Raw genomic sequence first — 26,095 nt, 5'->3', positions numbered from 1 at the left:
CGCTCCCACAAGTACGCTGCAAATGCACGATCCTGTGGGAGCGGGCTTGCCCGCGAAGGGCTGCAAGGCAGCCCCAATCGATGTCACATCAGACTTAAGTGAACAGCATTAGCCATTTGGCAGCCCTTTAGGTTTAATCCCAGCTCAACGCCCCACCCGTCTGATACTCGATCACCCGTGTCTCGAAGAAGTTCTTCTCCTTCTTGAGGTCCATGATCTCGCTCATCCAAGGGAACGGATTGGTCGTCCCGGGATACTCTTCCTTCAACCCAATCTGGGTCAGTCGACGGTTGGCGATGAACTTGAGGTAGTCCTCCATCATCGCCGCGTTCATGCCCAGCACGCCGCGTGGCATGGTGTCGCGGGCGTATTCGATCTCCAGCTGGGTCCCTTGCAGGATCATCTGGGTCGCTTCTTCCTTCATCGCCGCATCCCACAGGTGCGGGTTCTCGATCTTGATCTGGTTGATCACGTCGATACCGAAGTTCAGGTGCATCGACTCGTCACGCAGGATGTACTGGAACTGCTCGGCCACGCCGGTCATCTTGTTGCGGCGGCCCATGGACAGGATCTGGGTGAAGCCGCAGTAGAAGAAGATGCCTTCCAGCACGCAGTAGTAGGCGATCAGGTTGCGCAGCAGCTCCTTGTCGGTCTCGACGGTGCCGGTGTTGAATTCCGGGTCGGAGATGGCGCGGGTGTACTTCAGGCCCCAGGCCGCCTTCTTAGCGACCGACGGGATCTCGTGGTACATGTTGAAGATCTCGCCTTCATCCATGCCCAGCGACTCGATGCAGTACTGGTAGGCGTGGGTGTGGATCGCCTCTTCGAAGGCCTGGCGCAGGATGTACTGGCGGCACTCGGGGTTGGTGATCAGGCGGTACACGGCCAGGGCCAGGTTGTTGGCCACCAGGGAGTCGGCGGTGGAGAAGAAGCCGAGGTTGCGCATCACGATGCGGCGCTCGTCCTCGGTCAGGCCGTCCTGGCTCTTCCACAGGGCGATGTCGGCGGTCATGTTGACCTCTTGCGGCATCCAGTGGTTGGCGCAGCCGTCGAGGTACTTCTGCCAGGCCCAGTCGTACTTGAACGGTACCAACTGGTTGAGGTCGGCGCGGCAGTTGATCATGCGCTTCTCGTCGACACGCACGCGGGCGCTGGAGCCTTCCAGCTCGGCCAGGCCTTCGGCGATGTCCAGTTCGTCCAGGGCGGCCTTGGCGCGCTTGACCGCGTCGGAGTCGGCGGCGCTGGCCTGGCGGGCTTCCTGGGCGGCGGCGTCACCGGCGCTGTCCAGTTTGTCGAGGGTGGCAGCGGCGGCGTTGCCCTGCGCAGCGGTGTTGCCTTTGGCGGCGACTTCGCCGTCTTCTTTATCGAATTCGTCCCAGCTCAGCATGGTAAGTGCTCCTGCTCGAGGGCCATCTACAAGTATGGCCGGTGGATCTTGGTTGCGGTGCTTGAGCCCCGGTTCGGGGGTACTGCGGTGCACGCAAATCTGATGTGCCCGGGGAAGGGCTGACCGGGGCGGTGGGGCCCCGGCTTGTTGTGTCTGGCTGTAGGAGGGCGGTGGCCCTTTCGCGGGCAAACCCGCTCCCACAGGGTCTGTGCCGTGGCACAGAAAAGAGGCTTCCCGGAGGAAGCCTCAGCGAGCCTTACTGGCAGGCTTCGCAGTCAGGCTCGTCGATCGCGCAGGCCTTCGGCACCGGGGCTGGGCCAGCAGCCTGGACCGGGGCGCTGTCGCCGCCGCTGGAGACGGCGTTGAGCTTGCCGGTGTTGATGGTCGACTTCTCGGTGCTGGTCGCGGCCAGGGCACGGAGGTAGTAGGTGGTCTTCAGGCCACGGAACCATGCCATGCGGTAGGTCACGTCGAGCTTCTTGCCCGAGGCGCCGGCGATGTACAGGTTCAGCGACTGGGCCTGGTCGATCCACTTCTGGCGACGGCTGGCCGCTTCGACGATCCAGCGGGTCTCGACTTCGAAGGCGGTGGCGTACAGGTCCTTCAGCTCTTGCGGGATACGCTCGATCTGCTGGACCGAACCGTCGTAGTACTTCAGGTCGTTGATCATGACCGAGTCCCACAGGCCACGGGCCTTGAGGTCGCGGACCAGGTACGGGTTGATCACGGTGAACTCGCCCGACAGGTTCGATTTCACGTACAGGTTCTGGTACGTCGGCTCGATCGACTGTGACACGCCGGTGATGTTGGCGATGGTCGCGGTCGGCGCGATGGCCATGATGTTCGAGTTGCGGATGCCTTTCTTGACGCGCTCACGCACCGGCGCCCAGTCCAGGGTCTCGTCCAGGTTGACGTCGATGTACTTGGCGCCACGGGCTTCGATCAGGATCTGCTGGGAGTCCAGCGGCAGGATGCCCTTGGACCACAGCGAGCCCTGGAAGGTCTCGTAGGCACCACGCTCGTCGGCCAGGTCGCACGAGGCCTGGATGGCGTAGTAGCTGACCGCTTCCATGGAGCGGTCGGCGAACTCCACGGCAGCGTCCGAGCCGTACGGGATGTGCTGCAGGTACAGCGCGTCCTGGAAGCCCATGATGCCCAGGCCGACCGGGCGGTGCTTGAAGTTCGAGTTCTGCGCCTGCGGCACCGAGTAGTAGTTGATGTCGATCACGTTGTCGAGCATGCGCACGGCGGTCTTGACGGTACGCGCCAGCTTGGCGGTATCCAGCTTGCCGTCGGTGATGTGGTTCGGCAGGTTGATCGAACCCAGGTTGCACACGGCGATTTCGTCGGCGTTGGTGTTCAGGGTGATCTCGGTGCACAGGTTCGAGCTGTGGACCACGCCCACGTGCTGCTGCGGCGAGCGCAGATTGCACGGGTCCTTGAAGGTCAGCCACGGGTGGCCGGTCTCGAACAGCATCGACAGCATCTTGCGCCACAGGTCCTTGGCCTGGACGACCTTGAACACCTTGATCTTGTTGTACTCGGTCAGGGCTTCGTAGTACTCGTAGCGCTCTTCGAAGGCCTTGCCGGTCAGATCGTGCAGGTCGGGGACTTCCGAGGGCGAGAACAGGGTCCACTTGCCGTCGTCGAAGACGCGCTTCATGAACAGGTCTGGGATCCAGTTGGCGGTGTTCATGTCGTGGGTACGGCGACGGTCGTCACCGGTGTTCTTGCGCAGCTCGAGGAATTCCTCGATGTCCAGGTGCCAGGTTTCCAGGTAGGCGCAGACCGCGCCCTTGCGCTTGCCGCCCTGGTTGACCGCGACGGCGGTGTCATTGACCACCTTCAGGAACGGCACGACGCCCTGCGACTTGCCGTTGGTGCCCTTGATGTACGAGCCCAGGGCACGCACCGGGGTCCAGTCGTTGCCCAGGCCACCGGCGAATTTCGACAGCATGGCGTTGTCGTGGATGGCCTTGTAGATGCCCGACAGGTCGTCCGGCACGGTGGTCAGGTAGCAGCTCGACAGCTGCGGACGCAGGGTACCGGCGTTGAACAGGGTCGGGGTCGAGGCCATGTAGTCGAACGACGACAGCAGGTTGTAGAACTCGATCGCACGGGCTTCGCGGTCTTTCTCCTGCAGCGCCAGGCCCATGGCCACGCGCATGAAGAACACCTGCGGCAGCTCGAAGCGCACGCCATCCTTGTGGATGAAGTAGCGGTCGTAGAGGGTCTGCAGGCCCAGGTAGGTGAATTGCTGGTCACGCTCGTGGTCGATGGCCTTGCCCAGGCGCTCCAGGTCGTAGCCTTTGAGGGCCGGGTCGAGCAGCTCGAACTCGACGCCTTTCTCGACGTAGGCCGGCAGGGCCTTGGCGTACAGCTCGGCCATCTCGTGGTGGGTGGCGCTGTCGGCCACGTCCAGGAAGCCCAGGGCCTCGGCGCGCAGGGTGTCCATCAGCAGGCGGGCGGTGACGAAGGAGTAGTTCGGTTCACGCTCGACCAGGGTACGGGCGGTCATCACCAGGGCGGTGTTGACGTCCTTGATGGCCACGCCGTCGTACAGGTTCTTCAGGGTGTCGCGCTGGATCAGCTCGCCATCGACCTCGGCCAGGCCTTCGCAGGCCTCGCTGATGATGGTGTTCAGGCGCGCCATGTCCAGCGGCGCCAGGCTGCCGTCGGCCAGGGTGATGCGGATGGTCGGGTGCGGCTCGACCACGCTGTCGGTGTTGGCGCGGGTGGCACGCTCCTTGGCGCGTTGCTCGCGGTAGATCACGTAGTCGCGGGCGACCTTCTGCTCGCCGGCGCGCATCAGGGCCAGTTCGACCTGGTCCTGGATTTCTTCGATGTGGATGGTGCCACCCGACGGCATGCGGCGCTTGAACGTCGCGGTGACCTGCTCGGTCAGGCGGGCGACGGTGTCATGGATGCGCGACGAGGCGGCGGCGGTGCCGCCTTCAACTGCGAGGAACGCCTTGGTGATGGCCACGGTGATCTTGTCGTCGGTGTAGGGGACGACAGTGCCGTTGCGCTTGATCACACGCAGTTGGCCTGGGGCGGTGGCAGCCAGATCCTGATTCGAATCGGCGGCCTGCGGCGCCTTGGCCTGCGGGTTCTCGCGAGTTGTGTCGGTTTGCATGGGTGGGTGTCTCCACAGTTTCTATATTGTTCAGGCGCCTTTTGGGCGCCCACCGTTCCGTCCACTTGCTCGATGACCCGGGCGGGGATGCGTCGTGCGCGCGCATCCGCCCGCTCGGGCGTACCGACTTCGGGACAGACTCAGGAATAAGGGGCAATAACCTGCCGCTCCCTGGCCGAAGTCAAAGGTTCTGGGCTGCGCCCAAAAACTGTTGCTGATGAGTGCCCGGCGTAGCCTGCAACACCCATGCCCGAACAAGGCCCTGCAAGGGCTTGCCTCGGTCGCCTCCGCAGGAGCGGTTTGGCTGCTGAAATCACCTGAAGTTCAGCCAGAAAAATCGCTTGAATTTGCCTGGCGACTTGTGTTTGTGATTTTGCGCGAAACCCAATATCTAGTGGTTCGCTGCGATGGGGATACAAGATAATGCGGTATCGGGGTCTTTGCAAGGCGAGCGCCTGTGGATAACTTGTGCGTACTTTGTGTGTGATCCGTGGGTATTCGCTGTAGGCCTTATGCCCAGTGGTTTTCACCTTTTTTCTGCGTCCCAATGCCTCGCTGCGGATTTTGGCGGGCGCGAACCCTATCACAAAAAACGGTTCAGTCCAGGGGCGAGGGCGAGGTTGGCAGTACCCGGCGCGGAACGTAGTATCCGGGGGCGATGTTGCGCTTCGGTGACGGGCAATGGGCTGCGAAGCGGCCCGCCTCGGCAACATGGCAGCCCCAGCCCTGCATAACGACAACAACATCGAGGTAGGCCCATGGACCAGCCCAGCAACCGCATCCTGATCGTCGAGGACGACCAGCGCCTGGCCGAGCTCACCGCCGAATACCTGCAAACCAACGGTTTCGAGGTGGCGGTGGAGGGCGACGGTGGCCGTGCCGCGCGGCGTATCGTCGACAGCCAGCCGGACCTGGTGATCCTCGACCTGATGCTGCCTGGCGAGGACGGCCTGAGCATCTGCCGGCGGGTGCGTGGCCAGTACGCCGGCCCCATCCTCATGCTCACCGCCCGCGGCGACGAGCTCGACCAGGTGCAAGGGCTGGACCTGGGCGCCGACGACTATGTCTGCAAGCCGGTGCGCCCACGGCTGCTGCTGGCGCGCATCAATGCCCTGCTGCGCCGCAGCGAGACACCCGACAGCAAGCGCCAGCAGTTGCAGTTCGGCGCCCTGCGCATCGACAACCGCCTGCGCGAGGCCTGGCTGGGCGAACAGGCGATCGACCTGACCGGCGCCGAGTTCGACCTGCTCTGGCTGCTGGCGAGCAACACCGGGCGCGTGCTGTCGCGCGAAGAGATCTTCACCTCCTTGCGTGGCGTCGGCTACGACGGCCAGGACCGCTCCATCGACGTGCGCATCTCCAAGATCCGTCCCAAGATCGGCGACGACCCGATCCACCCGCGTCTGATCAAGACCCTGCGCAGCAAGGGCTACCTGTTCGTCGGCGAGGCTGCCCAGGCACCCGGCCCATGAACTCGATCTTCCTGCGCATCTATGGCGGTATGCTCGCGGTACTGGTGCTGGTGGCCGTGCTGGGCGTGCTCAGCCTGCACCTGGTCAACGAAGTGCGTGCCGGCCAGCACCGTGAGCGCCTGGCCCAGGGGACATTCAGCCTGATGGCCGACAACCTGGCGCTGCAGAACGAGGTGGAGCGCAAGCGCTCGCTGGTGATCTGGGAGCGCCTGCTCGGTGTGCCGTTGGACTTGCAGCCCCTGTCGGCGCTCACCCTCGATGGCAGCCAGCGGGCCCGCCTGCGCCGTGGCCTGGTGGTGGTGGAGAAGACCGGCCCGCATGCGGTCCGGGTGCTGCGCCAGGTCGGCCAGGAGGCCGAGCTGCTGGTCGCCCAGGTCAAGCAGGTCAGCGAGCAACTGGCGCGCGCCACCCTGTTCCTGCTGGCCGACGAGCTGGTGCGCTACCCGGTGACCGAACAGCAGCGGCGCCTGGCAGAGATCAAGCAGAGCAAGGGGTTTGGCTTCGATATCGCCTTGCAGCGCCTGGAGCGGGTCGGCCTGGACGACGACCAGCGGCGTCGGGTAGAGGAGGGCGACACGGTGATGGCCCTGGGCAAGGATGGCGACGCCATCCGGGTGTTCTCGGGGCTGGCCGGCTCGCCCTGGGTGCTGGAGATCGGCCCGCTGTACCAGCTCAACCTCTACCCACCGCAGTTGCTGGTGCTCATCGCCTTCCTCGGCCTGTGCCTGATCGGCCTGGTGGTCTACCTGCTGGTGCGCCAGCTGGAGCGGCGCGTGTCGGGCCTGGAGATCGCCGCCACCCGGTTGGCCAAGGGCAGCCTGGATACCCGCGTGCCGGCGGGCGATGCCGATTCGGTGGGGCGCCTGGCGACTGCTTTCAACGACATGGCCGAACACCTGCAGCGCTCCCTGACCATGCAGCGTGAACTGGTGCGGGCGGTGTCCCACGAGCTGCGCACACCGGTGGCGCGGTTGCGCTTCGGCCTGGAGATGATCGAAAGCGCCAGTACCGAACAGGCCAGGGCCAAGCACCTGGCCGGCATGGACAGCGACATCCAGGACCTGGACAAACTGGTGGACGAGATGCTGACCTACGCCCGCCTGGAGCAGGGCGCACCGGCGCTGACGTTCCAGGCGGTGGACCTGGATGCCCTGCTGGATCGGGTGATCGAGGAACTGGCCCCCCTGCGTGCCGAGGTCAAGGTGGTGCGTGGCGAATGCCAGGGGGGCGAGGCCACGGGGGCCTGGGTCGAGGCCGAGCCACGCTACCTGCACCGAGCCCTGCAGAACCTGGTGGGCAATGCCATGCGCCATGCCGAGTCGCAGGTTCGCTTGAGCTACCAGATCGGCCAGCAGCGCTGTCGCATCGACGTGGAGGACGACGGGCCGGGGATCCCGGAGGGCGTCTGGGATCGCATCTTCACGCCTTTCACGCGCCTGGACGACAGCCGCACACGTGCCTCGGGCGGGCATGGCCTGGGGCTTTCCATCGTACGGCGGATCATCTACTGGCACGGCGGGCGGGCCGTGGTGGGGCGCAGCGAGCAGTTGGGCGGCGCCTGCTTCAGCCTGAACTGGCCACGGGCCCAGGCGCCGGAGTGAAGGTCAGACGCTGACCAGGCTGAGCAAGTGGCCATCGGCGACGCGGAACTGGCCTTCCAGTTCTCGGCCGTTGTGCCATTGGGGGGACAGGTCGGTGAGCAGGCGCAGGCGGGCGAAGCCGTCGGTGGACCACTCCAGCAGTTCGGCGTGCTCGAAATAGAAGCGCTGCCGGGTCAGCGGGTAGAGCGTCTTGAACAGGCTTTCCTTGAGCGAGAAGGTCAGGGTCACGGCCAGGCCGACCTGCGCGCGATCCAGGCGCTGGAGCTCTGCCGGCGTGAGGATCTCGCCGGCCAGGCGCTCGGCGCGCTCGTCGTCCAGCAGGCTCTCCTGGTCCAGGCCCAGGCCTTGGCAAGCGCCCTCGGCGGCCACCACCGCGGCGGCCCAGCCCTTGCCGTGGGTGATCGAGCCATGGATGCCGGCCGGCCAGATCGGCGAGCGGTCCTCGTGGGTGCCCGGCACGTAGTCGCGCCCGTCCAGGCGTTGCAGTGCGGCGCGGGCGCAGACCCGGCCGGCCAGGTACTCGGCCTGGCGCTTGGCCACCGAGCGTTGCAGGCTGGCGCTCTGCTCGATACCGGCGCGCTGGAAGTCGTCGGCGGCCAGGTGGCTGGGGTCGAAGGTGCAACTGACCAATACCGCGCCGGGGACCGGGCGGGGCAGGGGCCAGTGGTGCTGGAGGGGGGTGCAGCAGGACGGGAGTGTGTTCATGCAGGCTATTGTGCCAGCCGATCAAGCGGCATGGGAGCTTGATCTACCAGGGAGCCTTGCAGCCCACCGCCGACAAGCCGACGATGGGCCGCGCACCGGCCCCAATGCCTCGTCAGTCGAACAGTTTTTTGAAAAACGCCTGCATGTCCGCCCAGGAGCTCTCGTCCGCCGCCTTGTTGTAGGCAATGTCCGGCCCGCCATGTTCCCCATGGCTTAGCCGGTCGGCATCCGGGTTGGTGAAGCCATGCTTGGCCCCGGGGATGCTGACGAACTCGAAGCTCGCCCCGGCGGCGTCCATCTCCTTCTTGAACGCCTTCACCTGCTGCTCGGTGATCATGCTGTCGGCCGCGCCATGCTCCACCAGGATCCTGGCCTTGACACTGCCAGGCGCGGCCGGGGCCTGGGTGGCCAGCGCGCCATGGAAGCTCACCACCCCGGCCAGCGGCACGCCACGGCGGGCAGCGTCGAGCACCACCTTGCCGCCGAAGCAGTAGCCGATGGCGGCCAGCTTGGCCTCGTCGGTATAGGGCTGCAGCTTGAGCAACTCGAGGCCGGCATCGAAGCGCCGGGTCGCGGCCTTGGGATCCTTCATCGCAGCGGCCATGAAGGCCTGGGCATTCTCGGGATGCTCGGTGTTCTTGCCATCGCCGTACATGTCGATGGCCAGGGCGCTGTAGCCAAGGGCGGCAAGGTCCCGGGCACGGCGCTTGGCATAGTCGTTCAGCCCCCACCATTCATGCACCACGACGACGCCGGGGCGCTTGCCTTCGACGGCGTCGTCGTAGGCGTAATAGCCCACCAGGCGCTGGCCGTCGGCATCCTGGTAGGGGATTTCACGGGTCTGCACCGCCGCCTGGGCGAGGGCGGTGGCGCACATCAGGGCCAGGGCAAGCAAGGAACGCATGGTCGGTACTCCTTCACAGGGTGTGATTCGTTCAGCCAGGGTTCAGCCAGGGTTCAGCGGCGGTTCAGGGCACCTTCCCTACTCTAGCCCCCAGACACAGACAACGCATCCAACTGGAGTAGCCAACCCATGAAAACACTCAACACCCTGATGGTCGCCATGGCCGTTTGCGCCGCCAGCCTCACCGCCCAGGCTGCCGATGACACCTTCGCCAGCCTGACCTACGGCCAGACCAGCGACAAGGTACGCAAGTCCGGCCTGCTGCAACGCAACGCCGGCCACCTGAACAGCGACGGCATCATCGGCAAGGACGACACCTGGGGCGTGCGCCTGGGCAAGGTGAACGACCAGGGCCGCTATTACCTGACCTACGACAACGTCTCGGGCGAGCACAGCGGCCTCAAGCTGCGCCAGGAGAACCTGCTCGGCAGCTACGATGTGTTCCTGCCGGTGGGCGACACCACCCAGCTGTTCGGCGGTGGCAGCCTGGGCGTGACCAAGCTGTCCCAGGAGTCTTCCGGCTATAGCCGCGACACCGACATGGGCTATGCCGTGGGCCTGCAGGCCGGTGTGTTGCAGCAGGTCACCGACAACGCCTCGGTGGAGCTGGGTTATCGTTACCTGCGTAGCAATGCCAGCACCGAGCTGGTGGAGCACGGCGGTCCGAAGGTCGGCACCCTGCGCCTGACCAGCAGCGCCCAGACCTACCTGTCGGCCAACTACCGGTTCTGACCCGCGCTGGTATGCTGTAGCGGCCCCACGGTGCTTGGTCATTTGGGGCCGCTTCGCGTCCCAGGATGACGAAGCCGCGATACGGAAGGCTTCAGGCAGCGACGCCGGCGTCGTAATTTAAGGAGAGTGGCATGAAATTGCTGGTGGTCGAGGACGAGGCGCTGCTGCGCCATCACCTGTACACGCGCCTGAGCGAGAGCGGGCATGTGGTCCAGGCGGTCGCCGAGGCCGAAGAAGCGCTTTACCAGGCCGATCAGTACCACCACGACCTGGCGGTAGTCGACCTGGGCCTGCCGGGCATGAGCGGGCTGGACCTGATCCGCCAGCTGCGCAGCCAGGGCAAGAGCTTTCCCATCCTGATCCTCACTGCACGTGGCAACTGGCAGGACAAGGTCGAAGGCCTGGCCGCCGGTGCCGACGACTACGTGGTCAAGCCCTTCCAGTTCGAGGAGCTGGAAGCCCGCCTCAATGCCCTGTTGCGCCGTTCCAGCGGCTTCACCCAGCCGACCATCGCCGCCGGCCCACTGGTGCTGGATCTCAACCGCAAGCAGGCGACCCTGGACGACCAGCCGCTGGCGCTGACCGCCTACGAATACCGCATCCTCGAGTACCTCATGCGCCATCACCAGCAGGTGGTGGCCAAGGAGCGCCTGATGGAGCAGCTCTATCCAGACGACGAGGAGCGCGACCCCAACGTCATCGAAGTGCTGGTCGGCCGCCTGCGCCGCAAGCTGGAGGGCGACCGTGGCTTCAAGCCGATCGACACGGTGCGCGGCCTGGGCTACCTGTTCACCGAGCGCTGCCGATGATCCGTTCCCTGCGCCTGCGGCTGATGCTGGCCGCCGCGCTGCTGGCCCTGCTGTTCATGCTGGCGCTGTTGCCGGCCTTGCAGAAGGCCTTCAGCCTGGCCCTGCAGGAGTCGATCGAGCAACGCCTGGCCTCGGACGTGACCACCCTGATCTCGGCGGCGCGCATCGAGCATGGTCGCTTGCACATGCCGACGCTGTTGCCGGACGAACGCTACAACCTGCCCTATACCGGCCTCCTGGGCTACATCTTCGACCGCGAGGGCCGGCTGGTCTGGCGCTCGCGGGCCACGTCCGACCAGAACATCAACTACCGCCCACGCTACGACGGGCGTGGCAACGAGTTCGCTCGCATCCGCCAGGACGACGGCGAGGAGTTCTTCGTCTATGACGTCGAGGTCCAGTTGCTCGGTGGCAAGAGCGCGGCCTTCAGCATCGTCGCCCTGCAGCCGGTGCGCGAGTACCAGCACACCCTCGACGGCCTGCGCGAGAAGCTCTACCTGGGCTTCGGCGCGGCGTTGCTGGCGCTGATGGTGTTGCTCTGGGCCGGGCTGACCTGGGGCCTGCGTTCGCTGCGGCAACTGAGCGTGGAGCTGGACGAGGTGGAGGCGGGCGTGCGCGATGGCCTGAGCCGCGAACACCCGCGCGAACTGCTGCGCCTGACCGGTTCGCTCAACCGCCTGTTGCACAGCGAGCGCGAGCAGCGCCAGCGCTATCGTGACTCCCTGGATGACCTGGCGCACAGCCTGAAAACCCCGCTGGCCGTGTTGCAGGGCGTAGGCGAGAGCATGGGCCAGGGCAGCGGCGAGCGCGAGCAGGCGCGGGTGCTGCAAAGCCAGATCGAGCGCATGAGCCAGCAGATCGACTACCAGTTGCAGCGCGCCAGCCTGCGCAAGAGTGGGCTGGTGCGCCACCGGGTGATCCTGCGGCCGCTGCTCGAGACCTTGTGCAGCACGCTGGACAAGGTCTACCGCGACAAGCGCGTGAGCGTCGAGCTCGACATTGCGCAGCAGGCGTGGGTGCCGATGGAGCAGGGGGCCTTGCTGGAGTTGCTCGGCAACCTGCTGGAGAACGCCTACCGCCTGAGCCTCGGCCGGGTGCGCGTGGGCCTGGAGACACCACCGGGGCGGTTGGTGCTGTGCATCGAGGACGACGGCCCTGGTGTGCCACCCGACCAGCGTGAACGCATCCTCCAGCGTGGCGAGCGCCTCGATCGCCAGCACCCGGGGCAGGGCATCGGCCTGGCGGTGGTCAAGGACATCATCGACAGCTACGACGCCGAGCTGAGCCTGGACGATTCCCCACTGGGCGGGGCGGCCTTTCGCATCGTCTTCCATCTCGATTGAGCGTAGGCTCGGCCCAATACCCGTCCGCATTGGGGCTGCGAAGCGGCCCCAGCATTCTCCAAACCCAACACTGCAAGTGCGCGAATGACGCGGTAAAGCCCACCGCCAACCGGGCGGATTCCCGCCAACCCTGCCTGTTCGATTCCCGCCGGCGGGCGGAAATCCGCCAACCTCCTCCTGCGCGACTGCCCTGTCATTGGGCAGCAAAGCCCCGAAAACACGGGGCCTGCACCCATGCTGGGCATTTTGGCACCGCCCTTGCTATCGACCCTGCAGACCTGCCCAGGCAGCTCGAACACAACGACAAATCCCTCCAGGTGCAGGAGGGTTCGCGCTTTAGGTGCCCCGACACCCTGGGAAGGGTGGAGCCGGCACACTTGAGGAAAATTAGCCATGACGACACGTCAGCCGCTGTACAAATCCCTGTATATCCAGGTGTTGGTCGCCATCACCATCGGTATCCTGCTCGGCCACTACGCCCCGGAAACCGGCGTCGCTCTCAAACCCCTGGGTGACGGATTCGTCAAACTGATCAAGATGGTCATCGCCCCGATCATCTTCTGCACCGTGGTCAGCGGCATCGCTGGCATGCAGAGCATGAAGTCGGTCGGCAAGACCGGCGGCTACGCGCTGCTGTACTTCGAGATCGTCTCCACCATCGCCCTGATCATCGGTCTGGTGGTCGTCAACGTGGTCAAGCCGGGCGCCGGCATGCACGTCGACGTCAGCACCCTGAACGCCAGCAGCGTCGCCGCCTATGCCGCCGCCGGCGCGCAGCAGAGCACCGTCGGCTTCCTGCTCAACATCATCCCCAACACCGTGGTGGGTGCCTTCGCCAATGGCGACATCCTGCAGGTGCTGATGTTCTCCGTGCTGTTCGGCTTCGCCCTGCACCGCCTGGGTAGCTACGGCAAGCCGGTGCTCGACCTGATCGACCGCTTCGCCCACGTCATGTTCAACATCATCAACATGATCATGAAGCTGGCCCCGATCGGTGCCTTCGGCGCCATGGCCTTCACCATCGGCCAGTACGGCGTCGGCTCGCTGGTGCAGCTGAGCTACCTGATGATCTGCTTCTACCTCACCTGCCTGCTGTTCATCCTGGTGGTCCTGGGCTCCATCTGCCGTGCCCACGGTTTCAGCGTGCTGAAGCTGATCCGCTACATCCGTGAAGAGCTGATGATCGTCCTGGGCACCTCCTCCTCGGAGTCGGCCCTGCCGCGCATGCTGGCCAAGATGGAACGCCTGGGCGCGAAGAAGTCCGTGGTCGGCCTGGTGATCCCCACCGGCTATTCGTTCAACCTGGACGGCACCTCGATCTACCTGACCATGGCCGCGGTGTTCATCGCCCAGGCCACCGACACCACCATGGACATCACCCACCAGATCACCCTGCTGCTGGTGCTGCTGATCGCCTCCAAGGGGGCGGCGGGGGTCACCGGTTCGGGCTTCATCGTCCTGGCCGCCACCCTGTCGGCCGTCGGCCACCTGCCGGTTGCCGGCCTGGCGCTGATCCTGGGTATCGACCGCTTCATGTCCGAGGCCCGTGCCCTGACCAACCTGATCGGTAACGCCGTCGCCACCGTGGTCGTGGCCAAGTGGGTCAACGAGCTGGATACCGACCAGTTGCAGGCCGAGCTGGCGTCTGGCGGTTCGCCGCTGGTCGACCCTCGTCCGGTCGACGACCTGGGCGTGGCCGAAGGTCCGGCCCGCTGATCCTTGCTTGAATGGAACAGGCGACCCTTGGGGCAATGCCTGTCAGTTAAGCGGCGTTCTGTCATTTTTGGGGCTGCCTTGCAGCCCATCGCCGGCAAGCCGGCTTCCCACTGGGTTCGAGTCGACCGTAAATGATGTGGCTTGCTCAGGACCGTGTGGGAGCCGGCTTGCCGGCGATGGGGCGCGAAGCGGCCCCGAATGGCAGCAAGAACCGCCATTGAGGCAAGCCCGCTCGCCGGCTACTCGAGGCGAGTCTCCCCGCTGTACACCAATATCTGCCGACACCGCCGGCACAGGTAGCGCCGCCCCTGGCGCACCAGCTTGTGCCGCTGCGCGGTGAACGGAAAGTCGCTCTCCGGGCATGGGCAGCGATAGATGTAGCGCATCGTCGTGCGCCGCTCCACGGCATAGTTGTGGCAGCGATGCGGCGGCAACTCGTACACCCCGCGCATGATCAACTGCCATTCCTCGCCATGGGGCTGGATGCTGTCGCCGAACAGCTGGTGCGCCACCAGGTGGGCGACCTCATGGGCCACGGTCTGGCGCAGGAAGTCTTCCTGGTTCTCGCGATACAGCTGCAGGTTGAAGCGCAGCAGGTTCTCGTGCAGGTGGGCGACGCCGGCCTTCTGGCCGCGCAGCTTGAAGCTGACTTCCGGGCGCGGGAAGGGGCGTTTGAAGAAGGCTTCGGCTTGCTGGTAGCAGGTTTCGACGCGTTGTCTGAGCAGTTCGGGCATGGCAGGCGGGTTCTCCTGGCCGGGCATTATGCCGCAAGCGCCAGGCGCCTGCCGAGCCATCGGTCTGCGCACGGCCAGAGGCCGCCTTGCGGCGGCCCCTGGTGATGCCCCAGTGTTGGAATCGATCTAGTTGGTATAGACAGGCCCCACGCCCAGGCCCCAGATGATCACGGTGGCGGCCATGATCGCCACCAGCACCACCAGGCCTACCGCCAGCACCGAACTGGAGAACAGGAAGCCCTCGTCGGTGGGGATGTTCATGAAGGTCGGCAGGCCGACATACAGCAGGTAGACCGTGTAGCAGATCGCCGCCGTGCCCACCAGCATGCCTAGCCACAGGTGCGGGTAGAGCGCCGCCAGACCACCGATGAACAGCGGGGTGGCGGTATAGGTGGCGAAGGCGATGCATTGCGCCATGGAAGGGTTGGCATCGTAGGTGCGCGCCATCCAGTGGATGAAGGCGCCCATCACCGCGACGCCGGCGAGCATCGCCAGGTAGGACATGATGCTCATCCATAGCGCACTTTCCATGGTCAGCATCACCGCCGGCCTGTCGCCGATGACCCAGCCGACCTGGGTCGTGCCGATGAACGCCGATACCGCCGGGATCGCCGCCAATATCAACGTGTGGGTCAGGTACATGTGGCTGATGCTTTCTTCCTCGCCACGAATCTCCCGCCACTCCTGATCAGGATGGGTAAACAGCCCCAGAACGTGATGGATCATGCCGGTCACTCCTATCGTCGTTGCCAAACGCCCCCCAAGTGGAGCGCTTGTGGCCCGAGGCCAGGACACCGATGCAAGCGGTCTTGTGGCCTTATGTCGCAGTATAGGAAGCCGTTACCCGCATAAAACCGGCTTTTTAGAGCAAATTGCGCTGTCAGGCGGGCTCTTGATTCTTTATCGGAATGGCCTACGCCAACGCTCGGTTTGTGCGTAAAATAGCCGGCTTTTGTCACACCTCGCGGATCCAAGCGCTATGGGCACCCTCTCGGTCAACCAGAACAAACTGCAAAAACGCCTGCGGCGTCTCGCCGGCGAAGCCATCACCGACTACAACATGATCGAGGATGGCGACAAGGTCATGGTCTGCCTGTCCGGCGGCAAGGACAGCTACACCATGCTCGATGTTCTGTTGCACCTGCAGAAGGTGGCGCCGATCCGCTTCGAGATCGTCGCGGTGAACATGGACCAGAAGCAGCCGGGCTTCCCCGAAGAGGTGCTGCCGGCCTACCTCAAGACCCTGGGCATCGAGTACCACATCGTCGAGAAAGACACCTACTCGGTGGTCAAGGAGCTGATTCCCGAGGGCAAGACCACCTGCTCGCTGTGCTCGCGCCTGCGCCGTGGCACCCTGTACACCTTCGCCGACGAGATCGGCGCGACCAAGATGGCCCTGGGGCATCACCGCGACGATATCGTCGAGACCTTCTTCCTCAACATGTTCTTCAACGGCTCGCTCAAGGGCATGCCGCCCAAGCTGCGTGCCGACGACGGCCGCAACGTGGTGATCCGCCCGCTGGCCTACTGCAGCGAGAAGGACATCCAGGCCTACTCGGACATGAAGCAGTTCCCGATCATCCCCTGCAACCTGTGCGGTTCCCAGGAGAACCTGCAGCGCCAGGTGGTCAAGGAGATGCTGCTGGAGTGGGAGCGCAAGCACCCGGGGCGTACCGAGAACATCTTCCGGGCCCTGCAGAACGTGGCGCCGTCGCAACTGGCCGACCGCAACCTGTTCGACTTCGCCGGCCTGAAGATCGACGAGAGCGCCACGCCGCGCTTTCTCGACGTGCTGAATATCTGACCCATGCGCGACTATCGGTGGCTGCATGAATACTGCCTGAACCGCTTCGGCTCGGCGGCGGCCCTGGAGGCCTTCCTGCCGCAGCCCAGGACGCCGGCCCAGTTACGCGACATCAGCGACGATCGCTACCTGTCGACCTTGGCCCTGCGGGTGTTCCGCGCCGGGCTCAAGCACAGCCTGGTGGACGCCAAGTGGCCAGCGTTCGAGCAGGTGTTCTTCGGCTTCGACCCGCACAAGGTGGTGCTGATGGGCGCCGAGCACCTGGAGCGGTTGATGCAGGACGAGCGCATCATCCGCCATTTGGGCAAGCTCAAGAGCGTGCCGCGCAACGCGCAGATGATCCTCGACGTGCAGAAGGCGCACGGCAGCTTCGGCGCGTTCATCGCCGACTGGCCGGTGACCGATATCGTCGGGTTGTGGAAGTTCCTGGCCAAGCATGGCAACCAGTTGGGCGGGTTGTCGGCGCCACGCTTCCTGCGCATGGTCGGCAAGGACACCTTCATCCCCACCGATGACATGAGCGCCGCCTTGATCGCCCAGGGCGTGATCGACAAGCAGCCCACCAGCCAGCGCGACCTGGCGCTGGTGCAGCAGGCGTTCAACCAGTGGCACGAGGAGAGCGGGCGGCCGCTGTGCCAGCTGTCGGTGATGCTGGCGCATACCGTCAACCATTGAGCCTGCGGCGCCCCCTTCGCGGGCACGCCCGCGAAGGGTTCAACACCCTTCCCCAGCCAGCCTCCGCTCATGCTGGAACTTCCAGCGCACATAAAGAAGCCCGCTGACGAACAACCCCAGGCTCACCAGCACCTCGATCCAGCCGAACACCGCCCGCGCCGGGTCGAACGCCGCCAGCACGCCCTTGATGAAATAAATGTTCACCACGAAGCAGGTCCAGGCGTGCGCCCGGGCACTGCCCAGCAGCATGCCCGGCAGCAGCAGGAGCAGGGGCACCAGTTCGATGGCCAGGATCACCTCGACCCGTGCCCCATGCAGGTTGGCGAAGAACAGGTTGTTCACCACCAGCAGGGCGATCAAGCCGAGAAAGAACGCCAGCCCCAGTGCCCGCGCCAGGCGCAGGCGAGGCTCCAGCCAGGCCACTGGGGGCAGGGGCTTCTTAGCCACGCTGGCTCTCCAGGGCCTTGGCGGTATTCCCCAGGCGTTGGCCGAGCGCACGGCACAGGGCGATCTCGTGGTTGTCCAGTTCGCGCTTGCCATCGGCACCGGCATGGTGGCTGGGCCCATAGGGCGTACCACCACCACGGGTCTCGAGCAGCGCCGATTCGCTGTATGGCAGGCCCATCACCAGCATGCCGTGGTGGATCAGCGGCAGCATCATCGACAGCAGGGTGGTTTCCTGGCCGCCATGCAGGCTGGCGGTGGAGGTGAACACGCCAGCCGGCTTGCCGACCAGTTCGCCACCCAGCCACAGGCTGCTGGTGCCATCGAGGAAGTATTTGAGCGGCGCCGCCATGTTGCCGAAGCGGGTCGGGCTGCCCAGGGCCAGGCCTGCGCAGTGGCGCAGGTCGTCGAGGGTGGCGTAGAGCGCACCGCTGGCGGGAATGTCCGGCGCCACCGCCTCGCACTCGGTGGAGATCGCCGGCACGGTGCGCAGGCGCGCTTCCAGGCCGGTCATCTCGACACCACGGGCGATGTGCCGGGCCATCTCGCTGGTCGAGCCGTGGCGGCTGTAGTACAGGACCAGGATGTACGGATCGCTCACGGCAGGATCTCCAGTACCTTCTCCGGAGGACGACCGACCACCGCCTTGTCGCCGGCGACCAGGATCGGCCGCTCGATCAGTTTCGGGTGCTGGACCATGGCCTCGATCAGTTGCGCATCGGTCAGTTCCGGGTTGGCCAGGCCGAGGGCCTTGTACTCGTCCTCGCCGGTGCGCAGCAGCTGGCGTGGGGCGATGCCCAGCTTGCCGAGCAGGGCTTCGAGGGTGGTGGCGTCCGGCGGGGTTTCCAGGTAGCGCACGATGGTCGGGGCCAGGCCGCGCGCTTCGAGCAGTTCCAGGGCGCCGCGGGATTTCGAGCAGCGCGGGTTATGATACAGGGTCAGGTCGGTCATGACGGGTCGCATCCAACGGGGTGTGGCGGCTATTCTAACCGCAGCGACTGACGCATAGGCTTTAAAACTTCGAGAAGGATTGACCCATGGCAAGGCGTTTGGCAGCTGTACTGGCCATCACCGCGAGCCTGTTGCTCGGCGGTTGCGGTGCAGACTACGGCGTGGACCAGCACGGCAACACGGTAAAGGCCGAGCAGCTCGACGGACAGTGGCTGGTGCTCAACTATTGGGCCGAGTGGTGCGGCCCGTGCCGTACCGAGATTCCCGAACTCAACGCCGCGGCCCGGCAGTGGGAAGGCCAGGGCATCAAGGTGGTCGGGGTGAACTTCGATGGCCTGCAGGGCCAGGACCTCAAGCAGGCCGCCGAGACGCTGGGCATCGCCTTCACCGTGCTGGCCCAGGACCCGGCCGAGCGCTACGACCTGCCACGCAGCGAGGCGCTGCCGGTGACCTACATCATCGACGACAAGGGCAAGGTGCGTGAGCAACTGATGGGCGAGCAGACGCTCGAAGGGCTGCAGGCGAAGATCAAGGCGCTTAGGGGGTAAGCGGCAAGCTGCAAGCCGTCACCCTTCCTCAGGCCAGAAACGCAGAGGCTTGCCCTCGGCAGGCCAGAAGCGTACCTGTTCGATCGGCGAGACATCCCAGCGTTGCACCGTCTCCAAGGCTTCCAGGAAGCGTCGCTCCTGGTCCATCAGCGCCGGCGCGCAGAGCTTGCGGGTCTTGCCCACCTTGCCGAAGCTCAGGCGTTCGCCCTCCAGCGTGTAGGACGCGAACCAATGGTTGCAGCCGGCATTGCCGTAGGCACGGCCATCGCTGGCGAGGGTCAGGGTCAGGCGGCTGTAGTCGATCAGCGGGCGCTCGCCGATCCATTCCAGCACGTAGCTGTGCTCCTGCTGCAGCTTCGAGGGCTCGGCGGCGCAGCCGAGCAGGCCGCAGGCCAGCAGCGCGGCGGTCAACAGGTGTTTCACCGGGCGCTCTCCTGGCATTGCGGGCACAGGTGCTGCTCGCCACGGCTGGCCCAGCCCAGCTCGGCGATACGTGCACTGGCCGCCGGCTGACGGGCCTTGTTGCCGAGCTTGGCATCCACGGCGAACTCGAAGTCCAGCACGGCATCGCAGCTGTCGCACTTGACCTGCCAGTTGAGGATCTCCAGCTCGTTGAACACCGGGCCACTGGCCACGGCGACCCATTGGCCAGGGGGGGTGATCAGGTGGCGTACGCTTTCCACGGCCAGGCGCATGGACAGGCCCTTGCTGCCCTTGAGGGTGACCAACAGGGCATCGTCTTTCTGGATCGAGCCACCGTTGCCGGTCACCTGGTAGCGGCCCGGCGCCAGCGCGCGGCACTCGATCAGGGTGTGTTGCGGGTTGAATAGGGTGTAGCGGAAATCGTGTTCGACCATGGGTCCTCCAGAATTGCCGCGTATCCTAGCATTAACCTTCCACGGTGTTGCGCGGATCGCCCGCCGCCCAGCGGACGACATTGTCGAGCGTGGTCGCGGCGATCGCGTCCAGCGCCTCGCGGGTGAGGAATGCCTGGTGTGCGGTGACGATCACGTTGGGGAAGGTCAGCAGCCGCGCCAGCACGTCATCCTGCAGCGGCAGGTCGGAACGGTCTTCGAAGAACAGTTGGGCCTCCTCTTCATAGACATCCAGCCCCAGGTAGCCCAACTGGCCGCTCTTGAGCGCGTCGATCAGTGCCGGGGTGTCGACCAGCGCGCCCCGCCCGGTGTTGATCAGCATGGCGCCGGGCTGCAGCCAGGACAGGCTTTGGGCGTTGATCAGGTGGCGGGTCTGCTCGGTCAGCGGGCAGTGCAGGCTGATGATCTTCGCCTCGCGCAGCAGCTCGGGCAACGCCAGGTAACGCGCCCCGAGGGCCAATAGCTCGGGGTTGGGGTGGGGGTCGTAGGCCAGCAGCCGGCAGCCGAAGCCCGCCATGATGCGGGCGAAGGCTGCGCCGATCTGGCCGGTGCCGATCACCCCGACGGTCTTGCCGTGCAGGTCGAAGCCAGTCAGCCCGTGCAGGGTGAAGTCGCCTTCGCGGGTGCGGTTGTAGGCCCGGTGCAGGCGGCGATTGAGGGCCAGGATCAAGGCCACGGCATGTTCGGCCACGGCATGTGGCGAATAGGCCGGTACTCGCACCACCGCCAGATCCAGGCGCTGGGCGGCAGCCAGGTCGACATGGTTGTAGCCGGCCGAGCGCAGGGCGACCAGGCGGGTGCCGCCGGCGGCCAGGCGCTCGAGGACCGGTGCATCCAGTTCGTCGTTGATGAAGGCGCAGACCACCTCGAAGCCGGCGGCCAGGGCGGCGGTGTCGAGGGTCAGGCGCGCGGCCTGGAAATGCAGCTCCAGGCCGCTGTCGGTGGCTGCCCGGAGGAAGCTTTCCTGGTCGTAGTGCTGACTGCTGAACAACAGGATGCGCATGGCGGCTCTTCCTTGTTGGTGGTGTCGGCAGTCTAGCCAGCCTGCCGGGGCAGGTGTTGATCTGGGGCGGGCAAATGGATGGATTGCCTTGTGTCGCGAACAGGCTGCGAAGCGGCCTCAATGGCGCAGTCAGGCGCTCAAGCGCGCCTGTGCAGCCAACCGGGTGATGGCCCTGTCCAGCTCGTCCAGGGCCTGCTGCACCTGGGGGCTGTCCTGCTTGAGCAGGGTCTCGCTGCGTTGGCAGGCCGCGCGCAGCTGCGGTACACCGCAATAGCGCGAGGCACCGTTGAGGCGATGCACCCGCTCGATCATCGCCGTGCGATCACCGGCTTCGCGGGCGGCACGGATGGCTTCGCGATCGCTCTCCAGCGACGCCAGCAGCATGGCCAGCATGTCGGCGGCCAGGTCCGGTTTACCGGCAGCCAGGCGCAGGCCCTCCTCGGGGTCGAGCACCTTCAGCTCGCTGCTGTCAGGCAGGCGCTCAGGGCTGCGTTCCGCTTGCGGCGCAGCCAGGCTGAAGCCGGTCCATTTCATCACCACCTGGGCCAGTTGGCGCTCGCTGATCGGCTTGGTCAGGTAGTCGTCCATGCCACTGTGCAGCAGGGCACGCTTCTCGTTGGCCATGGCATGGGCCGTCAGCGCGACGATGGGCAATGCCGGGCCGCTCTGGCTGCTTTCCCACTGGCGGATCTGCTCGGTGCAGGCACGGCCGTCCATGCCGGGCATCTGCACGTCCATCAGCACCAGGTCGAAGGGTTCGTCCTGTACCGCCTGGACCGCCGCATAGCCGTTGTCGAGCGCCAGCACCTCGGCGCCCAGGCCTTCGAGCAGGGTCTGCACCAGCAGCAGGTTGGCCGGGTTGTCGTCGACGCACAGGATCTTCGGCACCCGCTGGCCGGCGGCGCCACGCGGCTCGCTGGCCAGCCGGCGCGGCTGCAGCAGTTCCAGCAGCAGGCGGCGCAGCTTGCGCGTGCAGGTCGGCTTGGACAGCAACTGGCCGTGGGCATTGGGCAGGTAGGGGTGGTAGAGCGCCTGCTCGGTGGTCGGGCACAGCACCACGCACCGGCAGCCGAAACGCTCCAGTTGCGGGTGGTAGCGGCCGAGCTGCTCGGGCGAGAGGTTACCCAGGTTGGCGCCGAGCACGGCGAACTCGAACGGCTGGCCGGCCTGGCTGGCCGCTTGCACGCCCTGCAGCAGTTGCTCGAAGGAAGCGAACAGGCTGACGCTCAGGCCGCAGTCCTCCAACTGGTGCTCCAGGGCCTGGCGGGCCAGCTCATGGCCATCGACGATCGCGACGCGGCGGCCGAGCAGCGCCTGCAACGGCGCTTCCTGGGGATCGTCATGGGCCTTGGGCAGGCTAAGGCTGATCCAGAACTGCGAGCCCTCGCCAGGGGTGCTGTCGACGCCGATCTCGCCACCCATCTGCTCGATCAGGCGCTTGGAAATCACCAGGCCCAGGCCAGTGCCGCCGGGCTGGCGCGACAGCGAGTTGTCGGCCTGGCTGAAGGCCTGGAACAAGGTGCGCACATCCTGGGGCGAGAGGCCGATGCCGGTGTCCTGGACACTGATGCGCAGTTGCACGCTGTCTTCCTGCTCGTCCTCGAGCATGGCGCGCACGACGATGGTGCCTTCGCGGGTGAACTTGATGGCGTTGCTCACCAGGTTGGTGAGGATCTGCTTGAGCCGTAGCGGGTCGCCGACCAGCGACAGCGGCGTGTCGCGATAGACCAGGCTGAGCAGCTCCAGCTGCTTGGCGTGGGCGGCCGGGGCGAGGATGGTCAAGGTGTCCTGGATCAGGTCGCGCAGGTTGAAAGGGATGCTGTCGAGCACCAGCTTGCCGGCCTCGATCTTGGAGAAGTCGAGGATCTCGTTGATGATCCCCAGCAGGTTGTCGGCGGATTTCTCGATGGTGCCCAGGTAGTCGAGCTGGCGTGGCGTCAGCTCGCTCTTTTGCAACAGGTGGGTGAAGCCGAGGATACCGTTGAGCGGGGTGCGGATCTCGTGGCTCATGTTGGCCAGGAACTCGGACTTGATCCGGCTGGCCTCCAGGGCCTCCTTGCGCGCCATGTCCAGCTCGATGTTCTGGATCTCGATGGTTTCCAGGTTCTGGCGCACGTCCTCGGTGGCCTGGTCGATGCTGTGCTGCAGCTCCTCGTGGGCGTTGTGCAGGGTCTGGGCCATGCGGTTGATGCCCGCGGCCAGCTCGTCCAGCTCGTGGCTGCCCATGGTTGGCAGGCGTTCTTCCAGGTTGCCGTCCTTGAGCTGGTTGACCGCATGCTTGATGCGTGCGATCGGGTCGTTGATCGTGCGGCTCATGCGCAGGGCGAGCAGGGCGGTGAGGGCCAGGCAGGCGAGGATCAGCAGCAGGCTGGTGAACAGGTTGCGGTAGGCGCGCAGCAGGGTGCCGTCATGGGACAGCTCGATCTCGACCCAGCCGAGCAGGCGCTCGGCCTCGGCGGGGACCGCATGGGTGGCCAGGTCGCGGTGATGGCCGAATACCGGCATCAGGTAGCGGGTGGCATCGTTGCCAGTGCGGTGCAGCAACTGGGTGCCGGTGCCACCGCTGGGCGGTGGGTTGAGCATGCTCGGGCCGGCATGGGCCAGGTCGGTACGGTCGGGGCGCAGGAACGCCACGGCGCGCACGTCGGCCTGTTCCAGGGCCTGGGCGGCGATGCGCCCGAGCTGGTCCTGGGTCTGCTTGGCGAGGGCCGGGGCGGCCAGCGGTGCCAGTTGCTCGGCGATCATCTTGCCGCGCTGGAGCAACTGGGTACGCAATTCGTTCTGTTGCAACCAGGTGAAATAGCTGCCCAGCACCAGCGCCATCAGGCTGGCCGGCAGCAGGGCCAGCAACAGGACCCGGCTTCTGATTCCCAAGCGATCTAGCACACTCGTCTCCTGTCATGTGCTTGCATGCCGTCGGTGTACGGACGGACCCAGGCGGAACGTTACCCCGGCTGCCAGGCCAATGCACTCATTTGTATCTGTTTCATACGGTCCTTGCCGGGAAGACAGGGGCTGCACCGCCAGCATAAAAGCGCAACCGGTCGCGAGCCGGTTGCGTTGGCAAGACAGCTTGCTCAATAATTGCGCAATTGAGAATCAATGTCAGAAGCCAATGAATCCCGTAGCTATTCAAACATCCAGCATTCTCGCCATCGAGGACGACCCCGTGCTCGGCGCCTACCTGCGCGAGGAACTGCAACGTGGCGGCTTCCAGGTGACCTGGTGCCGCAACGGCCTGGAGGGTCTGGAAACCGCCGGTCGCCAGGCATTCGACGTGGTCCTGCTGGATATCCTGCTGCCCGGCCTCAATGGCCTCAATGGCCTCGATGCCCTGGCCCAGTTGCGCCGGCGCAGCAGCACGCCGGTGATCCTGATGTCGGCGCTGGGCGCGGAGGCCGATCGCATCACGGGTTTTCAGCGCGGTGCCGACGACTACTTGCCCAAGCCCTTCAGCATGACCGAACTGCAGGTGCGCATCGAAGCGATCCTGCGACGCGTGGCCCTCGAGCGACGCCACCAGCCATCGCGTGAGTCGGCGCCTGGGCAGCTGCGCTTCGACGAGGACGCCTGCGACGTGTGCCTGGATGGCCGATGGGCGGGGCTTACACCCAGTGAATACCGCTTGCTGGACACCCTCAACCGCAGCCAGGACGAAGTGCTGAGCAAACCCTTTCTCTACCAGCAGGTGCTGCAGCGCGGCTATTCCCGCCACGACCGCAGCCTCGACATGCATGTCAGCCAGATCCGCCGCAAGCTCAAGGTGATCGGCTACCAGGAGCGGCAGTTGCGCACGGTCTGGGGCAAGGGCTATGTCCTCAGTGCCGGCGAGGTGGACTGAGCGTGCTCGACCGTCATTCGTTGTTCTGGAAGCTGGCGATCCTGCTGGTGGGGTTCTGCCTGCTGATGATCGGCCTGAGCTACACCTGGGGCCGGCACATGGAAACCCAGAACGCCTTCCTGGCCGAGTCGGCCCGGCAGCACTTGCGCGGCTATGCGGTGGAGGCCGAGCGGGCCTGGCGCGAAGGCGGCCGGGCCGGGGTCGATCGCTGGCTGGCCGACATGCGCCAGCGCGAGTCCGGCTGGGTCGGGGTGTTCGATGCCGAGCTGCAGCCGCTGGGCAGCGCCACGCTGACCCCCGAACACATCCAGCACCTGACCCGCCTGCGGGGCGTCGACTGGCCCATGAGCCGGCGCAGCATCGGCCAGCCCTGGCTGCGCCTGCCGTTCCCCGATGCACCGGAGCAGGGCATGCTGGTGATCGAGCTGCCGGAGCGTTTCAACCCTGGCCAGTACCGGCTGTTCTGGCAGGTCCTCACCAACGGCGTGATCCCGGGGCTGTTCACCCTGCTGCTGTGCGTCGGCCTGTACCGGATGCTGATCGTGCCGCTGAACCAGTTGCGCGAGCAGGCCAATGCCTGGCGCGCCGACCAGTTGTCGGCGCGCCTGGACGCGCGAACCATCGGCCGGCATGACGAGCTGGGCGAACTGGCCCGTGCCTTCGACCAGATGGCCGAGCGCCTGCAGGGCACCGTGGCCCTGCAGCAACAGTTGTTGCGCGACCTGTCCCACGAGATGCGCACCCCCCTCAGCCGCCTGCGCGTGGCCTGCGACGGCGAGACCGACCTGCAACGCCTGCGCGAACGCCTGACCCGCGAGGTGGACTGCATGCAGCAACTGGTCGAGGACACCCTGCAACTGGCCTGGCAGGATGCCGAGCGCGCGCCGATGAACCTCGAGCCGATCCAGTTCCAGGCGCTGTGGGACATGCTCGCCGAGGACGCCTGCTACGAGAGCGGCTGGTCGCCGGCCCGGCTGCGCTGCGAGGTGCCCGCCGACTGCTGGGTGCAAGGCAACCTCAACCTCCTCGCCCAAGCCCTGGAGAACATGCTTCGCAACGCCATCCGTCATTCGCCCGCGCAGGGTGTGGTGCGCCTGGGCGGGCAGCGCGAGGGCAACCATTGGCGGATCTGGCTGGAAGACCAGGGCGGCGGGGTGGCCGAGCAGGACCTGGAACGGATCTTCGCGCCGTTCTCGCGCCTGGACGGCTCCCGCCCCGGCGATGGTGGTTTCGGCCTCGGCCTGAGCATCGCCCGCAGTGCCATCCAGCGCCAGGGCGGCACGCTCTGGGCAGAAAACGGCAAGCAGGGCCTGCGCCTGTACATGCGCCTGCCGGTGCATGTGCAGGCCCCCTCGTGGGACAAGCCCAGCCCGACAGGTGCCGCGCTGAACCAGGCGCCTGTGGTGGGCGTCTAG

24 protein-coding genes are annotated in these 26,095 nt (G+C 65.8%); 11 read left to right on the top strand and 13 right to left on the bottom strand.

Going from position 1 to position 26,095, the window contains the following annotated elements; translation table 11 throughout:
- Positions 1-133: 133 nt before the first annotated feature.
- Positions 134-1,387 (bottom strand): ribonucleotide-diphosphate reductase subunit beta, encoded by a 1,254-nt coding sequence (locus NJF35_RS21980; RefSeq protein WP_225788344.1) that lies wholly within the window; start codon positions 1,385-1,387, stop codon positions 134-136.
- A gap of 256 nt (positions 1,388-1,643) precedes the next feature.
- Positions 1,644-4,523, bottom strand: coding sequence for a ribonucleoside-diphosphate reductase subunit alpha (locus tag NJF35_RS21975; protein ID WP_225788341.1), 2,880 nt, complete (start codon positions 4,521-4,523; stop codon positions 1,644-1,646).
- A 758-nt stretch (positions 4,524-5,281) separates the two neighbouring features.
- On the opposite strand from NJF35_RS21975, the gene NJF35_RS21970 reads away from it, so the two are divergent.
- Together NJF35_RS21970 and NJF35_RS21965 are read left to right on the top strand one after the other, a co-directional pair.
- Entirely contained in the window at positions 5,282-5,995 is a 714-nt protein-coding gene (locus tag NJF35_RS21970) for a response regulator transcription factor (RefSeq protein WP_253091480.1), read from the top strand.
- A complete protein-coding gene (locus tag NJF35_RS21965; RefSeq protein ID WP_253091479.1) occupies positions 5,992-7,596 on the top strand; it encodes an ATP-binding protein in 1,605 nt (534 codons plus the stop codon). The genes NJF35_RS21970 and NJF35_RS21965 overlap by 4 nt, the downstream gene beginning before the upstream one ends.
- A gap of 3 nt (positions 7,597-7,599) precedes the next feature.
- Here NJF35_RS21965 and NJF35_RS21960 read toward each other — a convergent pair whose 3' ends face one another.
- Together NJF35_RS21960 and NJF35_RS21955 are read right to left on the bottom strand one after the other, a co-directional pair.
- The gene (locus NJF35_RS21960; RefSeq protein WP_225788338.1) at positions 7,600-8,301 is read right to left on the bottom strand and encodes a 4'-phosphopantetheinyl transferase; all 702 of its coding nucleotides are present in this window, start codon (positions 8,299-8,301) and stop codon (positions 7,600-7,602) included.
- A 112-nt stretch (positions 8,302-8,413) separates the two neighbouring features.
- Positions 8,414-9,205, bottom strand: a complete 792-nt coding sequence (locus NJF35_RS21955) for a dienelactone hydrolase family protein (RefSeq protein ID WP_225788337.1) — start codon at positions 9,203-9,205, stop codon at positions 8,414-8,416.
- Between the two features lie 129 nt (positions 9,206-9,334).
- Between NJF35_RS21955 and NJF35_RS21950 the strand changes: the two genes are divergently transcribed.
- From NJF35_RS21950 to NJF35_RS21935, 4 genes are all read left to right on the top strand, one after another.
- Positions 9,335-9,937 carry an outer membrane protein gene (locus NJF35_RS21950; RefSeq protein WP_225788336.1) on the top strand — a complete coding sequence of 201 codons (603 nt, stop codon included), beginning with the start codon at positions 9,335-9,337 and terminating at the stop codon, positions 9,935-9,937.
- 131 nt (positions 9,938-10,068) lie between these two features.
- Complete coding sequence (locus NJF35_RS21945) at positions 10,069-10,746, top strand: response regulator (RefSeq protein ID WP_225788335.1); 678 nt, start codon at positions 10,069-10,071, stop codon at positions 10,744-10,746.
- Positions 10,743-12,089 carry an ATP-binding protein gene (locus tag NJF35_RS21940; RefSeq protein WP_225788334.1) on the top strand — a complete coding sequence of 449 codons (1,347 nt, stop codon included), beginning with the start codon at positions 10,743-10,745 and terminating at the stop codon, positions 12,087-12,089. The genes NJF35_RS21945 and NJF35_RS21940 overlap by 4 nt, the downstream gene beginning before the upstream one ends.
- Before the next feature lie 393 nt (positions 12,090-12,482).
- Entirely contained in the window at positions 12,483-13,805 is a 1,323-nt protein-coding gene (locus NJF35_RS21935) for a dicarboxylate/amino acid:cation symporter (RefSeq protein ID WP_225788333.1), read from the top strand.
- A gap of 239 nt (positions 13,806-14,044) precedes the next feature.
- Here NJF35_RS21935 and NJF35_RS21930 read toward each other — a convergent pair whose 3' ends face one another.
- A complete protein-coding gene (locus tag NJF35_RS21930) occupies positions 14,045-14,539 on the bottom strand; it encodes a SprT family zinc-dependent metalloprotease (protein ID WP_225788332.1) in 495 nt (164 codons plus the stop codon).
- 126 nt (positions 14,540-14,665) lie between these two features.
- Positions 14,666-15,265, bottom strand: coding sequence for a Yip1 family protein (locus tag NJF35_RS21925; RefSeq protein WP_225788331.1), 600 nt, complete (start codon positions 15,263-15,265; stop codon positions 14,666-14,668).
- A gap of 253 nt (positions 15,266-15,518) precedes the next feature.
- Here NJF35_RS21925 and ttcA point away from each other — a divergent pair, with 253 nt between their 5' ends.
- Positions 15,519-16,343, top strand: a complete 825-nt coding sequence (gene ttcA / locus NJF35_RS21920) for a tRNA 2-thiocytidine(32) synthetase TtcA (protein ID WP_225788330.1) — start codon at positions 15,519-15,521, stop codon at positions 16,341-16,343.
- A gap of 3 nt (positions 16,344-16,346) precedes the next feature.
- Complete coding sequence (locus tag NJF35_RS21915) at positions 16,347-17,018, top strand: DNA-3-methyladenine glycosylase I (RefSeq protein WP_225788329.1); 672 nt, start codon at positions 16,347-16,349, stop codon at positions 17,016-17,018.
- Positions 17,019-17,057: 39 nt separating this feature from the next.
- Here NJF35_RS21915 and NJF35_RS21910 read toward each other — a convergent pair whose 3' ends face one another.
- The 3 genes from NJF35_RS21910 to arsC are packed head-to-tail and all read right to left on the bottom strand — an operon-like array spanning position 17,058 to position 18,413.
- Entirely contained in the window at positions 17,058-17,465 is a 408-nt protein-coding gene (locus NJF35_RS21910; RefSeq protein ID WP_253091478.1) for a DUF2069 domain-containing protein, read from the bottom strand.
- Positions 17,458-18,063: an NAD(P)H:quinone oxidoreductase gene (gene wrbA / locus NJF35_RS21905; RefSeq protein WP_253091477.1), complete on the bottom strand. Its 606-nt coding sequence runs from the start codon at positions 18,061-18,063 to the stop codon at positions 17,458-17,460. The genes NJF35_RS21910 and wrbA overlap by 8 nt, the downstream gene beginning before the upstream one ends.
- Positions 18,060-18,413 carry an arsenate reductase (glutaredoxin) gene (arsC, locus tag NJF35_RS21900; RefSeq protein WP_253081559.1) on the bottom strand — a complete coding sequence of 118 codons (354 nt, stop codon included), beginning with the start codon at positions 18,411-18,413 and terminating at the stop codon, positions 18,060-18,062. Before arsC ends, wrbA begins: the two co-directional genes overlap by 4 nt.
- Positions 18,414-18,499: 86 nt before the next feature.
- On the opposite strand from arsC, the gene NJF35_RS21895 reads away from it, so the two are divergent.
- On the top strand, positions 18,500-18,961 hold the full coding sequence (locus NJF35_RS21895; protein ID WP_225788325.1) for a TlpA disulfide reductase family protein: 462 nt from the start codon (positions 18,500-18,502) through the stop codon (positions 18,959-18,961).
- Between the two features lie 18 nt (positions 18,962-18,979).
- Here the strand turns inward: NJF35_RS21895 and NJF35_RS21890 are convergent, their stop codons facing one another.
- From NJF35_RS21890 to NJF35_RS21875, 4 genes are all read right to left on the bottom strand, one after another.
- Complete coding sequence (locus NJF35_RS21890) at positions 18,980-19,384, bottom strand: META domain-containing protein (protein WP_225788324.1); 405 nt, start codon at positions 19,382-19,384, stop codon at positions 18,980-18,982.
- Positions 19,381-19,818, bottom strand: a complete 438-nt coding sequence (locus NJF35_RS21885) for a hypothetical protein (RefSeq protein WP_253091476.1) — start codon at positions 19,816-19,818, stop codon at positions 19,381-19,383. Before NJF35_RS21885 ends, NJF35_RS21890 begins: the two co-directional genes overlap by 4 nt.
- Positions 19,819-19,849: 31 nt before the next feature.
- Positions 19,850-20,839 carry a 2-hydroxyacid dehydrogenase gene (locus tag NJF35_RS21880; protein ID WP_225788322.1) on the bottom strand — a complete coding sequence of 330 codons (990 nt, stop codon included), beginning with the start codon at positions 20,837-20,839 and terminating at the stop codon, positions 19,850-19,852.
- A 129-nt stretch (positions 20,840-20,968) separates the two neighbouring features.
- The gene (locus tag NJF35_RS21875; protein WP_253091475.1) at positions 20,969-23,725 is read right to left on the bottom strand and encodes a response regulator; all 2,757 of its coding nucleotides are present in this window, start codon (positions 23,723-23,725) and stop codon (positions 20,969-20,971) included.
- Between the two features lie 229 nt (positions 23,726-23,954).
- Here NJF35_RS21875 and NJF35_RS21870 point away from each other — a divergent pair, with 229 nt between their 5' ends.
- Together NJF35_RS21870 and NJF35_RS21865 are read left to right on the top strand one after the other, a co-directional pair.
- Positions 23,955-24,680, top strand: coding sequence for a response regulator transcription factor (locus NJF35_RS21870; protein ID WP_253091474.1), 726 nt, complete (start codon positions 23,955-23,957; stop codon positions 24,678-24,680).
- 2 nt (positions 24,681-24,682) lie between these two features.
- Positions 24,683-26,095, top strand: a complete 1,413-nt coding sequence (locus NJF35_RS21865; RefSeq protein ID WP_225788319.1) for a sensor histidine kinase — start codon at positions 24,683-24,685, stop codon at positions 26,093-26,095.

The sequence above is a fragment of the Pseudomonas guariconensis genome (assembly GCF_024127895.1).
In the GTDB taxonomy this organism is placed as follows: domain Bacteria; phylum Pseudomonadota; class Gammaproteobacteria; order Pseudomonadales; family Pseudomonadaceae; genus Aquipseudomonas; species Aquipseudomonas guariconensis_B.
Note: the sequence above shows the minus strand (reverse complement) of the source record. Positions and strands in the feature narration are given on the sequence as shown.

Bases quoted from the DNA above. Each gene is read 5' to 3' on its own strand.
- NJF35_RS21980 (WP_225788344.1), bottom strand. From the start codon at position 1,387: ATGCTGAGCTGGGACGAATTCGATAAAGAAGACGGCGAAGTCGCCGCC.
- NJF35_RS21935 (WP_225788333.1), top strand. From the start codon at position 12,483: ATGACGACACGTCAGCCGCTGTACAAATCCCTGTATATCCAGGTGTTG.
- NJF35_RS21940 (WP_225788334.1), top strand. From the start codon at position 10,743: ATGATCCGTTCCCTGCGCCTGCGGCTGATGCTGGCCGCCGCGCTGCTG.
- NJF35_RS21930 (WP_225788332.1), bottom strand. From the start codon at position 14,539: ATGCCCGAACTGCTCAGACAACGCGTCGAAACCTGCTACCAGCAAGCC.
- NJF35_RS21925 (WP_225788331.1), bottom strand. From the start codon at position 15,265: ATGATCCATCACGTTCTGGGGCTGTTTACCCATCCTGATCAGGAGTGG.
- NJF35_RS21880 (WP_225788322.1), bottom strand. From the start codon at position 20,839: ATGCGCATCCTGTTGTTCAGCAGTCAGCACTACGACCAGGAAAGCTTC.
- NJF35_RS21950 (WP_225788336.1), top strand. From the start codon at position 9,335: ATGAAAACACTCAACACCCTGATGGTCGCCATGGCCGTTTGCGCCGCC.
- arsC (WP_253081559.1), bottom strand. From the start codon at position 18,413: ATGACCGACCTGACCCTGTATCATAACCCGCGCTGCTCGAAATCCCGC.
- NJF35_RS21975 (WP_225788341.1), bottom strand. From the start codon at position 4,523: ATGCAAACCGACACAACTCGCGAGAACCCGCAGGCCAAGGCGCCGCAG.
- NJF35_RS21955 (WP_225788337.1), bottom strand. From the start codon at position 9,205: ATGCGTTCCTTGCTTGCCCTGGCCCTGATGTGCGCCACCGCCCTCGCC.
- NJF35_RS21960 (WP_225788338.1), bottom strand. From the start codon at position 8,301: ATGAACACACTCCCGTCCTGCTGCACCCCCCTCCAGCACCACTGGCCC.
- NJF35_RS21885 (WP_253091476.1), bottom strand. From the start codon at position 19,818: ATGGTCGAACACGATTTCCGCTACACCCTATTCAACCCGCAACACACC.
- NJF35_RS21915 (WP_225788329.1), top strand. From the start codon at position 16,347: ATGCGCGACTATCGGTGGCTGCATGAATACTGCCTGAACCGCTTCGGC.
- NJF35_RS21970 (WP_253091480.1), top strand. From the start codon at position 5,282: ATGGACCAGCCCAGCAACCGCATCCTGATCGTCGAGGACGACCAGCGC.
- NJF35_RS21895 (WP_225788325.1), top strand. From the start codon at position 18,500: ATGGCAAGGCGTTTGGCAGCTGTACTGGCCATCACCGCGAGCCTGTTG.
- NJF35_RS21945 (WP_225788335.1), top strand. From the start codon at position 10,069: ATGAAATTGCTGGTGGTCGAGGACGAGGCGCTGCTGCGCCATCACCTG.
- ttcA (WP_225788330.1), top strand. From the start codon at position 15,519: ATGGGCACCCTCTCGGTCAACCAGAACAAACTGCAAAAACGCCTGCGG.
- NJF35_RS21965 (WP_253091479.1), top strand. From the start codon at position 5,992: ATGAACTCGATCTTCCTGCGCATCTATGGCGGTATGCTCGCGGTACTG.
- NJF35_RS21870 (WP_253091474.1), top strand. From the start codon at position 23,955: ATGAATCCCGTAGCTATTCAAACATCCAGCATTCTCGCCATCGAGGAC.